Genomic DNA, 11,266 nt, shown 5'->3' with positions numbered 1-11,266 from the left:
GGTAATGAGGAAGATGACGTCATGGGGGCGCTGATCAATGGAGATGATGGGCTGCCTGCTGAGGAGGTTGGCACCTGGGCGAAGGAGAAGCACGATCGGCTGCGCCGCTATCTCGATATCTCCCGCGCGGCCCGCAACAAATTCCTCACGGGTGCCGCGAGGTCGGCGACGTTCATCGACCTCTTCTGCGGGCCTGGGCGGGCACAAGTGAAGGAAACCGGGGAATGGATCGACGGCAGCGCCGTCGCCGCCTGGAAGATCAGCCAGAATGGCGGGGCGCCGTTCTCCGACATTTACGTCGCCGATATCGACGACGACCGACGTAAGGCTACGGTCGAACGGCTCAACCGGCTGAAGGCCCCGGTCCGCGAACTCAGTGGGTCGGCGGCCGATGCCGCCGCCGAATTAGCCGGGGTCATCAATCGATACGGCCTCCATTTCGCCTTCATCGACCCCTTCAGCCTGGGGGCGCTGGATTTCAGGATTATCCAATCTCTCGCGACATTGAAACGAATCGACATGCTGATCCATGTGAGCGCAATGGACCTTCAGCGGAATCTCGGAATCAACCTTGGACAGGATGGTTCGGCCTTCGATAGCTTCGCGCCCGGATGGCGCGAGAAAGTGGACCTTGCCCGGCCGCAGCAAGCAATCCGACAGCAGGTGGTTGAATACTGGCGGGACTTGGTGGCTGGTCTCGGAAAAAAGCCATCGACCCGCATGGAACTGATCACCGGGAACACCGGACAGCGCCTGTACTGGCTTCTGCTCGCTGCGGAAAACGAACTGGCACACAAGTTCTGGAGCGTTGCCACGGACAATGGCCAGAGGTCGCTGTTCTGACCAAATCAATACGCAGTATTGATCTCCGGATAGGCGTTCCACGTCCGCCCCTTGAATACCCGCCCATTCGCTTTCTTGTGGCGCTTGACGCCGTCGGCGCCCCAGCCGCCCCATTGCTTAAAGAAAAAGGCGACGCTGGCGCTATCGGCTTGGCGCTTGATGTTCTCGACCCAGACTTCCTCCATAGGGCGTGCCTTGTGGCCCGACTCACCTCCAACAATCACCCAGTGAATGCCGGAGAGGTCGAATGCCCCCAGGTCTTCCAGCAGCGGTTCGATGGACAGGAAGCGGACCTGTGCTTCGACCCGGCGCAGGTAGTCGATCCGTGGCACGCCATACTCCCGGTCCTCCACCGACACGCCCAGCCAGACGTTCGGCGGGCAACGACGGGACGCGAAATACTCTGTCAACCGCTCCGCTCGCTTGGTCAGGATTTGATAGGTGTGTTGAGGGGTCCGGCCGATTACCGCGAACACGTCATCCAGGAAGGTGTCCGGGATGTCACGGTGGAATAGGTCGCTCATCGAATTGACGAAATAGACCGTCGGCTTACGACGGGCGAGAGGCTGGGCGAGGCGCTCGGGGTGGAGGGCGAGCTTGAATCCGTTCTCGTAGCCGGCAGCACCCATGGCGTGAAGACGGCGCGCCATCACCTCGGCGTAGCAATGCTTACAGCCGGGGGATATCTTCGTACAGCCCGTCGTCGGGTTCCACGTCTGCTCGGTCCATTCGATCTTCGAACTGGTACTCACGGTGCGTCTCCCCGCGGGATCATCGTCTCGTTCCCGAGAAACGTAAATGGGCGATGATTCATAAATTGTTAACTGCGCATGTTGGGAGCCAAAATGCCCTGTTGGCCCACTTCACCGCAACCAACGCCGACGGCAATTTATCGCGGCGGTGACGATGGAAGCGGAGGTCGCCACCTGCCCGCCGCGCGATTTGCGGGTAGGCGACAAGGATGCCTTGGCGGCAGAATCCCGCTCGGAACCCGGCTGCGCCGATCTTCGCGTTTTCCTTGAGTTGCCGCCACGGCTTTATGATTGTTTATCGGATTGATGCTCGGCGTGTCGCAACGCCTGCCGCACCTCCGCGATTTCGCTCTTGATCACGGCGACGTCGTTGACGATCTGCGCCACGACCCGGCGGCCGGTGATGTCGTTGTCGACGGCGCGCTCCAGCGTGCCGATCCGCCCTTCGATGACGGCGACCTTGGTGGTGCCCCAGGCGACGAGCTTCAGCAGCGCCGCCATGATGGCGGCACCGTGGGCGACGATGGCAACCAGCAGGGCCCATTCGGCGGTGGTCATGGGCAGGTCTCCTTCGAATCAGGGGCTCAGGACAGGATCCCGGCAGTCTTCAGGTCCAGGATCAGGGCGCGCAGCACGGCGCGGACGTCCGCCAGGGTGGAGGCGTCGGCGTTCAGGCTGCGGGTGAAGGCGGTGCCGGAGGGATTGGGCCAGGCGGCGGCGGGGCGGTCGTAGCGGGCGGCGATGATGTGCCAGGCGGCGCTGTTGGAGACGACGACGACATGGTCGCCGCGCCGGCCGAGCCGGACCGGGTCGGCGTCGGGACCGCCGCCGCCGGCCTGGGTGACGGTCACGGCATGGGGACCGCTGTCGCTCTTCTTGACCACCAGCACCACACCGTTCAGCGGGTGCGGGTCGGGCAGTTCGGCGGTGACCGGTCCAGTCCAGGCGCTGATCAGGTGGACGGCCCGTGCCGGATCGAGGGTGACGGTCGCCACACCCTCGGTGAAGGCGGTCTCCAGTTCCAGCCGCCCGATGCGCGCCTCGGTCAGTTCGGTGCGCTTCAGGTGGTTCTTGACCGGATGGCCGGCGTTGAAGGCGGTGTAGCGGCGGGCGCCGGTAGTGTCCCAGATCGGCGCCCCACCGGTGGCGGAGAACAGGTTGAGGATGGCGGTGTTCTGCGAGCCGCCGTCGATGCGGATGCCCGGCACCGGCCCCAGGCTCTCGGCGTAGAAGTTGACGATCAGGTTCTGGTCGGTCGAAAACCCCAGCCGAAAGCAGGACTCCGCATTGGGGTGTAGGTTGGCTTCGCAGTCGACGAAGCTGTTGTTGAACCGCCCGGCCGAGATGAAGAACCCGCAGCCGGCCATGGGTGCCGCCAGGGAATAGACGCGGACATCGTGGAACTTGTTGGCGTTGGGCGTGTCGCCGGCGGAGTCCACGGTCAGCAGCACGCCATGCAACTGCGGCCGGGCGACCAGGGTGCGGGCGATGTGGTTCCAGTAGCAGGGCCGGTCGGGATTGTCGTACCCGTCCAGCACGATGCCGATCACCGCATCCCAGATCGAGACGTTCTCGATCACCGTCTTGACGCAAGCACCGTCGCGGCCGACCAGCTTGATGCCGGCAGCCCCGCCGACGATGCGCAGGTCGCGGAGGGAGGCGTAGCCGTCCACCACCTCCACCGCGTTCCAGCCGGTCTGGCTGTAAATGGGGGCCGCCCCGTCGAAGGGATCGGGCCGTGCCTGGAGGACGGAGCCCTCACCCACCCCCATCAGGGTTTGGCCATAGCCGAGCACGACGGGCCGCGAGACGCGGTAGGTACCCGGCACCAGCAGCACGGTGGACGAGGCGGCGAGTGCTGCCTCGATGGCGTCGGAGCAGTCGGACACACCGTCGGGGATGCCGCCGTAGCTCTGCGGCACGGCGATCTCCCGGCCGCGCAGGTAGTCGCGCAGGCGCTGCTTGTCCACCGGCTGGCCGGGGATCAGCACGTCGTCGATGGCGGATGCCATGGCTCAGAGTTCCGCACTGGCGAGGATGCGGCCGCCGAGGCTGGTTAGCACCACCGGCGTGCCGCTGGTCAGGCCGGAGAAGGTGCCCACATCGAAGCGCCCCCCGTCGGCGGTGCGCTCGTGGATGGTGCCGAGGCCGAGGGAAGCTTGCGTGAAGTTGGCGGTGACCATGTCGGTGATGGTGAGGGGGGCGGTCGTCTGGTACTCGGGCGGCGCCCGCAGCCCCGAATGGCTCACCGAGAGCTGAACGTTGGTGCCGGAATTGGCCCGGCCGACGGCGGTGGCGATCGGCCGAAGCTGGCGGTGGACCAGGGCCGTCTCCAGGGCGATGGGGCGCAGGTCGAACTCCGTAGCGGTGCTTCCCGCTTCCAACTGGACGGCACCCAGATAGAACCAGCGGCCGGACACCGCCCCGCAGGCGGCGGTGAAAGTGATCTGCAGCCCGGTCTCGCAGGCGCCCATGTCGGGCACAGCCAGGACGAGGTCGGTGTTGCTGTCGTGGGGCACGGTGACGGTGGTGGTGGCGATGGTGCTGACGCTGGCGAAGCCGTCGGGGGCGCCGGCGCGGGCCAGCGTCAGGGTCCAGCCGACATCGCGCCCGCAGTCATGGTAGGCGCGGGCCGACAGCACCGCCGGGCCGTGGCGCAGCCGCAAGGCGTCCGCCCCCTCGAGACGCAGGCGCCAGTGGAAGGCGCCGCCGCTGCCCAGGGTGGCGCCCTGGACGAGGCAGGCGGAGCCCGACGGCGACAGGGTGAACACGCCGGTCGCGCGCTTGACCGTGCCGGCGCTGGGGTTGCCATCGGCGCGGACCCGCCACAGATCGACCTCCCCCGGCTGCCAAGTGGAGGCCAGGGGTGCGGCCGGGCGGTGAGAGACGCGGGCGCAGCCGTTGACCACCAGATTGCGCAGGGCCGCCGGCCCGCCGGCTTCGCCACCGCCGGACAACCGGGGATCGTCGGCGCGCACCAGCTTGGCCGCACTGCTCTCCCCCGGCCCGGCCACCGGCAGGTCGGCGAGCGCGTGCCCATGGGCCAGCGGCGCCCGGCTGTCGGACAGGCGCGGATCGTCGGCCCGGACCAGCCGGGCGGCATGGCTCTCCCCGGCCGTGGCGACCGGCAGGTCGGACAGGGCGTGGGTGTGGGCGGCCGGCGCCTTGCCGGCGAGTGTGGCGGACAGCCCCGCCACGTCGTCGAGGACATGGCCGTGGTCGGCGGGGGCCTTGGCCTCCAGGGCGGCGCGGACGCCGGGCAGGATGAAACGGGCATCGCGCATGGGGCTACATGGCCTTCAGCCAGGAGGGATCGTGGGCGTAGACCTCGGCGGCGTCCTCGGCGAGCGCCAGATCGACGCCCATCTCCTCGGTCAGCCGCCAGGTCTCCACCCGGAAGGGCGTGCCGGCGAGCCCGAGGCGCCCCAGCGACACCGCCACCGGATAGCCCGCCGCCAGCCGCAGCCCGGCCAGATTGGCGGGCCAGTCCAGGCTCTTCTGGCGGCGGTTCTGGCGCAGCGCGATGCGGGCGATGCGCTGGGCCATGGTGTGGGAGGTGGTGAAGGGCAGATCGAGGGTCAGCGCCGCCTCGCCATCGTCGGTGGCGATGGAAGGGGCGTCGGCGACCGGCGGATAGTCGGTCGGCTGCCAGTTGTGGGCCGGGCTGGTGAAGGCGCCGCGCACGGTGTTGACCAGATCGCGCCGCGAGCGCCAGGGCCGGTAGGTCACCGGCGCCCGCAGCTCGTTCTCCCCCAGGATGACGGTCGGTGGCTGCCACGCCCCCACCGCCAGCCGCCACTTGCCGCCGGTGAAGCTGAGCCGCCCGGCGCAGCTGGTCAGCAGGGATTCCAGATTGTCCAGCGGCCGGCCCGCCAGATCGAGCACGCCGTTGCAGGTGTAGCGGGGTTCGGCCCCGGTCAGGGTCGCCACCGGCTCGTCGCAGATGTTGGCCTGGGCGATCCAGCCGGCGAGGTCGATCTCGTCGGGGCCGGCGGCCAGCCCCCAGGGCGCCATCAGGTAGTCGAGGATGCACAGCGCGGCATTGGCCGACCAGCGGGTGGCGCCGTCGCGCGGATCCCAGAGTTTGCGCCCGCGCACCAACCGGCTCAGGTTGGGGATGCCGCCGGCGAAGGCCTCCGGATCGTAGCGCAGGCGCAGATGGGTGTAGGCCCGCCCGCGCAGGCGGTGATTGTGCGTCCAGCGCCCCCCGCCCTCCGCCACCAGCACGGCGTCGGCCCCCTGGTCGGGGAGGCCGGCATGGCTCCAGACCTGGACCTTGCCGGCCCAGGGGGCCGCGGTGGCCGCCCCGCCGCCGTCCAGCATGATGGCGGTGTCGCCGAACCAGACCGCGCCCAGACTTTCCACCTCATGGGCGGCGTGGACGACGACCAGATGCAGCATGTCGAGCTTGCTGCCCCCGCCCTCGGTCCGGGTGTGGGCGAAGACCAGCGGGCCGCCGACGCGCACCTCGCCGTAGACCACGCGGTGGCTGGTCACCGGCTGCACCAGCATCTGCGTGCGGCCGCTGCGGGCGTCCAGCATGGACTGGCCGAGGTCGACCGCCGGGGCCTTGGGCGGGCCGACGATGCGGTTACCGAGATAGGACACGCCCACGGTGACCGTGGCGCCGACGATGGCGCCGATCACCCCCCCGCCCACGGCCGCCGCGGCGGCGGACCCTGCGATGGAGGCGCCGACGGCGATGACGGCCGGCGGCATCAGCCGATCCTCCAGCCCGTCAGCACCCGGTCGCGCTCCAGCGTGGCCAGTCCGCGCGCGGCGGGCAGGACCAGGGCGGCGCCCAGGCAGACGGCGAGTGCCTGGCGGCCGTCGTCCAGCCGCACCAGGGCCACGTCGCCCCGGCCGAGGAAGGCCGGGGGCGTCTCGGGCCAGCCGTGGTGGCGGGCCATGCCGGCAGCGGTTGCTTCCAGGCCCCCCATCCGCGCCAGCAGGCGGGCGGCCGTGCGGACATCGGCATAGGTCCCCCGCCACGGGGCGGCCGGATCGACGCCGGTGACCGCCGCGACTGCGTCGGCGGCGAACAGGCAGCAGTCGACCCGCCCCCAGGCGAAGGTGCTGTGCCGCGCGGCCTCGACCACTTGGTCGAGCCGTTCCGGCCAGTCGGGCAACCGGGTCATGCCGCGGGCGCCCCCCAGCGGATCTCCAGTTCCTGAAGCTCCGGCACGAAGTCGAATCCCAGATCGCCGGGGAACTCGGACTGCTGGTCCTGGCTGGTGTAGCGGCGCAGCCGGGGCCGTTCCAGGTCGCGCAGGCGGTTTTCCGCGGCCAGGGCAATGGTGGCTATCCGGCCGCCGTCGGTGACCTCGACCATGTCCATCCGCCCGTCGAACAGCGGCACCGGCGCGTCGACGAAACCGCCCCAGTCCTCCGCCATGAAGGCCAGCCACAGCCGCGCCCGGCGGCCCTGGACGTTGAGGCCGACCACCTCGTTCAGCAGGCCGGAGGGCACGCCGGACAGTTGGAAGCGCGCGCCCGTCGCCCGCACCTCGGTGGTCTCCTCGATCGGCCCGACCGTGCCGAAGCTGCCGACCCCGATCCAGGTCCGCCCCTCCCAGACCAGGTCGCCCACCCCCGACCATACCCGCACCTCCCCACCGGCGAAGTCGAACAGGGCCAGCAGCACCGGCCGCACCACCGGCCGGCCGGTCTCGGCCGCCAGGGGGGCGCTGAGGCGCTGGGTCACGGCAGGTCCTCCACGAGATTCAGGGTCCAGCGGGTCCGGACCGGCGGCCGGGTGAGACCCCGGCCGGCATCGTCGCCGGCCAGCCGCATGCGCAGGGCCAGCCCCTCGGTTGGCAGGGGTGCGCGGCCGACCGGGGTGCGGAGCTTGGGCCGCACCGTGACGATCATGCGGCCGTCGATGTCGGTACGCCCGGCCTCGACCAGCAGGTGGACGCTGCCGGGCGGTACGGCGACGGCGCCGCCCGTTTTGAGGACGCTGTCGGTCCAGGGCGCGAAACCCGCCACCGCCAGGCGCGCGGCGACGCCGCCGGTGATGTGCGGTTGCCCGGCTCCCTCGATGAAGCCGGCGCCGTCGTCGAAGTCGGTGCCGTCACTGAAGCGGGTGACGCCGATGGCGGCGGCGTAGGCGTCCATGGACTGGAGCGACCCGGCGGCACCCTCATGCAGCCAGAGCGGCACGCGGAACGCGGCAACGGGACCGCGACAGCCGGCCAGCCACGCCCCGAAGCGGGCGGCTTGCGTGCCGGACAGTTCCACCGTGACCTCCGCCACCCAGCGGGCGCCGTCCCGTTCCAGGGCCAGCGTCTGCCGGGTCAGCGGCGAGACGGTCTGCGCCGTCACCGGCTCGAACCAGAAGGCCACCGCGACGGGATGGATGTCGCCCGGCCAGTCCGGGGTCACGGCAGCACCTCGAACAATTCCAGCGCCCATTCGCTGCGGCGCGGCGGCCGGGTCGGGTTCCGCCCGGCATCGTCGGACGACAGCCGCATGCGCACCCGGCAGGCCGAGGTGACCAGGGGACCGATCGTCACCGGTTCGCGCAGGCGCGGCTCCACCGACACCAGGGCGTCGCCATCCAAGCCAGCAGTGACGGTGCTGGTGACCAGATGGGCGCGACCGGGCGAGGTCTGGATCAGGTCGCCGGGCAGCAGCACACCCGTTGCCCCTGGGGCAAACCCGGCCACGGTCAGGCTGCGCCCGCTGCCGCCCACCAGTTGGGGTGTTCCTGCCAGCGTCCCGCGCGCAGCCAGGGTCCGCCAGTCGGGCACCAGCACCGTGCCGGCGGGACCGCGCAAGGAGGCGATCAGGGCGTCCACCTGCCGGGCGAGCGGATCGCCCCGGCGGAAGGTCAGCCGGCAGACCCAGCGGGCGCCGTCGCGCTCCAGCACCTGGGTCTGTCCGGTATAGGGGCTGGCCCACACCACACTGAGGGTCTGGATGTAGAACTCCTGGCTGCCCGGCCGCAGGTCCAGGGGCCAGACGAGGTCGCTCACCCGAAGCGCCCTCCGCGCCGGCTCCATTCGTCGGCCACCTGCGACCGCGCGACGCCGGCCGCCGCCTTGACCACCCCCGGCAGCCGGGCCGCCAGCGCCTGATCCACCGCCGCCTCCACCCGCATCGCCACCGCGTCGGGATCGTCGGCGCCGCGGGCATCGACCTGGATCACATAGACTGGTCCCGATGTGCCGGCCTCGGTGCGCGCCCCGGCGGACGCCACGGCGGCGGACTGCGCCCGGTTCAACACGATCTCGCCCCGTTGCAGGATGGCCGGGATCTCGTCCGGCGCCAGCCAGGGCACGGTGCCGGTGTGCAGACGGGGTGCGGCCAGGAAGGCCGCTGCCGGCACCGCCCGTCCGGGGGCGGCCCCGCCCGCCGTGCCGCCCTCGTGGAAGATGCCGGCGATGGCGCCCGAGGCCGCCTGCGCCAAGGGGGCGGTGATGGACATGCGGATCATCATCCGCGCGAAATCCTCGGCGATGGCGTTCAGCAGGTCGGCGAAATTGAGCTTCTGGCGCATGACCAGATCGACCAGCGCGTCCTCCAGCCGCCCGAAGGCCCGCATCATCACCCGCTCGACCTGGAGGGCGGCGTTCCCGGCCTCGTCGGCATAGTCCTTCAGCCCGCGGATCGCGCCGTCCTGCCAGCGCCGGCTGGCGGCCAGCACCAGGTCGGCCGCCTGTTCCTCGGCACGCGCCCGGCTCTCGGCGGTGATGGCGCCGGCCGCCTGCAAGTCATTCAGCTTGGCGATGGTGGCGGCGTACTGTTCGGTCGGCGACAGCAGCCGCTCGGTAAGCCACGCCCCCTGTTCCAGCAGGCGGTTGCGCTTCTGGGTCTCCGGATCGGCCTGTGCCGCCCGCTCCACGGCCCGCTGGTAGGTCTCCCAGGAGAGGACGCCGGCCTCCAGCAGGGTCTGGAGCCGCGCCAGTTCCGCCTGATAGCGTTCGGTCGGGTCGAGCAGGCTTTCGGTCAGCCGCGATCCTTCCTCCAGCAGCCGGTTGCGCTCAGCCGTCGCGGCGGCGGCATCGTAATTGGCGCCGGCTTCTGCATGGATCGCCTCCCGCTGCGCCTCGGTCAGGGCGATACCGCCGCGCCGTGCGGTTTCTTCGGCGCGCAGTAGTTCGGTCTGGATGGCCCGCTCGCGGGCGGACAGGGCGACTGCATCCCGCTCGCGGGACAGGGCGGCGATCTGGCCGTCGATGGCGTCCAGGGCGGCCTGCCGCCGCTTGGTCTCGGCCTCCTGTTCGCGGGCCGCCCGGTCGCGGTCGGGCTGTTCGATCTGCGCGATCCGCCGCCGCGCCAGCTCCTCGGCCTTGGCGAGTGCCGCGTCCACGGCGTCGGCATTGCCGCCGTCCGGGCTGCGCAGGGCCTCCAGCGCTTGGCGCGTGCGGTCAAGTTCGGCGTTAACGCGGGCGATGCGCTCGGCCGGGTCGTTCGCCGGTTGGGCCAGACCGTCGTCGAGCCGCCGGCGCCAGTCGGCGATGATCTCCGCCCGCCGTTCGGCCTCGGCACGGGCGCGGCCCCCGTCGGCCTGCCGCTGGTCGGCATCGACGGCGTCCGCCTGCCGGCGGGCCTCGGCGATCAGCGCCTCCAGGTCGGTTTCCAGGCGGGCCACGTCGGCGCGGGCGTCGGCCAGCCGGCGTTGGCCGAAGCGTCCACCGGCGGCGTCGACGATCCCCTGGATCTCCGCCGCCCGGTCCTGCGCCTCCACCAGCCGGCGGTTCAGGGCGACGATGCGCTGCTCGATCGGCGTGTCCTCGAACAGGCCGGCCAAGCCGTCAGCCGCCCGCGCCAGCAGGTCGAGCACTGCCTCGGCCGGCCATGCTACGGCCGGTGTCTTGCCGATCGCTTCCAGCAGCTTGCCCCATGCGTCCGACAGCCGGTTGGCCGCCCCGGTGACGCCGCCGGCCTCGGCCGCCGCCGCCCCGCCCACCTGTTGCTCCAGCGCATCCAGGATGAGGCGTTGCGCCTCGGCGACCTGCCCGGTCTCGACCAGGCTGCGGATCACCTCGGCCTGGCTGCCGGTGAAGGACACACCGACCCGCCGCAGGGCACTCAGGCCCTCGACCGGGTCCTCCAGCGCCTTGCCCAACTGCATGGCCGCGGACGACAGGTCACCGCCGAACACCGCCGCCATGTCGCCGGCCAGGGTCAAGGCGCGGGTGAAGGTGTCGCCGGCCACCGAGCGGAAGGTGGCGAGCACGGCCGCCGCATCCTGCACCGCTTCCGCGCTGGCCAACGTCGCCGCCTCCTGGCCGTCGGCGAAGGCGGCGATCTGGTCGGCGGTCAGCCCGGCGGACTGGCCAGTGGCCTTCAGCACCGCCTCCAGGCGGCGGTAGGACTGTTCGGCCTCGCCGGCCGCCCTCAGCCCCTCGGTGATGCCGAGGCTGAGCACGCCCATGGCCGCCGCTGCCGCCAGCCCCACCGGCCCCAGGGCGGCCAGCGCCGCCCCCGCCGGCCCCAGCCGCCCCGCCAGCGCCTCCGCCCCGCCGCGGACCTCACCGGCGGCGGCATCCACGGCCTGCAGGGCGCGTGAGGCCGGCCGGGAGGCCTGCTCGATGCGCTGGAGCGCCCGTTCCCCGGTGGTGCCAACCTCGCGCAGCTCCGCCCGCACCCGGTCACCGCCGATGGCGGCGAGGCGCACGGCGATGGTACGGTCGGTCATGGTCTATTCCGCTGGCATGGGGGGA

Annotated in this window: 11 protein-coding genes; 1 reads left to right on the top strand and 10 read right to left on the bottom strand. The window is 71.2% G+C overall.

The genetic code is table 11. The annotated features are described in order from the left end of the window. Positions 1–21 precede the first annotated feature (21 nt). A complete protein-coding gene (locus tag RC1_RS00395) occupies positions 22–843 on the top strand; it encodes a three-Cys-motif partner protein TcmP (RefSeq protein WP_012565334.1) in 822 nt (273 codons plus the stop codon). 5 nt (positions 844–848) lie between these two features. Here the strand turns inward: RC1_RS00395 and RC1_RS00390 are convergent, their stop codons facing one another. From RC1_RS00390 to RC1_RS00345, 10 genes are all read right to left on the bottom strand, one after another. Beyond that, positions 849–1,595: a phage Gp37/Gp68 family protein gene (locus RC1_RS00390; RefSeq protein WP_012565333.1), complete on the bottom strand. Its 747-nt coding sequence runs from the start codon at positions 1,593–1,595 to the stop codon at positions 849–851. 285 nt (positions 1,596–1,880) lie between these two features. Further along, entirely contained in the window at positions 1,881–2,153 is a 273-nt protein-coding gene (locus tag RC1_RS00385) for a hypothetical protein (protein WP_012565332.1), read from the bottom strand. Positions 2,154–2,179: 26 nt separating this feature from the next. Continuing rightward, on the bottom strand, positions 2,180–3,607 hold the full coding sequence (locus RC1_RS00380) for a glycosyl hydrolase family 28-related protein (RefSeq protein WP_012565331.1): 1,428 nt from the start codon (positions 3,605–3,607) through the stop codon (positions 2,180–2,182). Positions 3,608–3,610: 3 nt separating this feature from the next. Further along, positions 3,611–4,879, bottom strand: a complete 1,269-nt coding sequence (locus RC1_RS00375) for a hypothetical protein (protein WP_012565330.1) — start codon at positions 4,877–4,879, stop codon at positions 3,611–3,613. A 4-nt stretch (positions 4,880–4,883) separates the two neighbouring features. Beyond that, positions 4,884–6,314, bottom strand: a complete 1,431-nt coding sequence (locus RC1_RS00370) for a phage tail protein (RefSeq protein ID WP_012565329.1) — start codon at positions 6,312–6,314, stop codon at positions 4,884–4,886. Next, complete coding sequence (locus RC1_RS00365) at positions 6,314–6,733, bottom strand: DUF6950 family protein (RefSeq protein ID WP_049766607.1); 420 nt, start codon at positions 6,731–6,733, stop codon at positions 6,314–6,316. Before RC1_RS00365 ends, RC1_RS00370 begins: the two co-directional genes overlap by 1 nt. Further along, on the bottom strand, positions 6,730–7,299 hold the full coding sequence (locus tag RC1_RS00360; protein ID WP_012565327.1) for a hypothetical protein: 570 nt from the start codon (positions 7,297–7,299) through the stop codon (positions 6,730–6,732). Before RC1_RS00360 ends, RC1_RS00365 begins: the two co-directional genes overlap by 4 nt. Next, positions 7,296–7,979, bottom strand: a complete 684-nt coding sequence (locus tag RC1_RS00355) for a hypothetical protein (protein WP_012565326.1) — start codon at positions 7,977–7,979, stop codon at positions 7,296–7,298. The genes RC1_RS00360 and RC1_RS00355 overlap by 4 nt, the downstream gene beginning before the upstream one ends. Next, positions 7,976–8,572 carry a hypothetical protein gene (locus RC1_RS00350; RefSeq protein ID WP_012565325.1) on the bottom strand — a complete coding sequence of 199 codons (597 nt, stop codon included), beginning with the start codon at positions 8,570–8,572 and terminating at the stop codon, positions 7,976–7,978. The genes RC1_RS00355 and RC1_RS00350 overlap by 4 nt, the downstream gene beginning before the upstream one ends. Next, complete coding sequence (locus tag RC1_RS00345; protein WP_012565324.1) at positions 8,569–11,241, bottom strand: phage tail tape measure C-terminal domain-containing protein; 2,673 nt, start codon at positions 11,239–11,241, stop codon at positions 8,569–8,571. The genes RC1_RS00350 and RC1_RS00345 overlap by 4 nt, the downstream gene beginning before the upstream one ends. Positions 11,242–11,266 lie beyond the last annotated feature (25 nt).

The organism is Rhodospirillum centenum SW (genome assembly GCF_000016185.1).
Classification (GTDB): domain Bacteria; phylum Pseudomonadota; class Alphaproteobacteria; order Azospirillales; family Azospirillaceae; genus Rhodocista; species Rhodocista centena.
This window is presented reverse-complemented; position numbering and strand designations above follow the sequence as displayed.

Coding starts and splice junctions, on each gene's coding strand:
- RC1_RS00365 (WP_049766607.1), bottom strand. CDS start 6,733: ATGACCCGGTTGCCCGACTGGCCGGAACGGCTCGACCAAGTGGTCGAG.
- RC1_RS00385 (WP_012565332.1), bottom strand. CDS start 2,153: ATGACCACCGCCGAATGGGCCCTGCTGGTTGCCATCGTCGCCCACGGT.
- RC1_RS00380 (WP_012565331.1), bottom strand. CDS start 3,607: ATGGCATCCGCCATCGACGACGTGCTGATCCCCGGCCAGCCGGTGGAC.
- RC1_RS00395 (WP_012565334.1), top strand. CDS start 22: ATGGGGGCGCTGATCAATGGAGATGATGGGCTGCCTGCTGAGGAGGTT.
- RC1_RS00345 (WP_012565324.1), bottom strand. CDS start 11,241: ATGACCGACCGTACCATCGCCGTGCGCCTCGCCGCCATCGGCGGTGAC.
- RC1_RS00370 (WP_012565329.1), bottom strand. CDS start 6,314: ATGCCGCCGGCCGTCATCGCCGTCGGCGCCTCCATCGCAGGGTCCGCC.
- RC1_RS00375 (WP_012565330.1), bottom strand. CDS start 4,879: ATGCGCGATGCCCGTTTCATCCTGCCCGGCGTCCGCGCCGCCCTGGAG.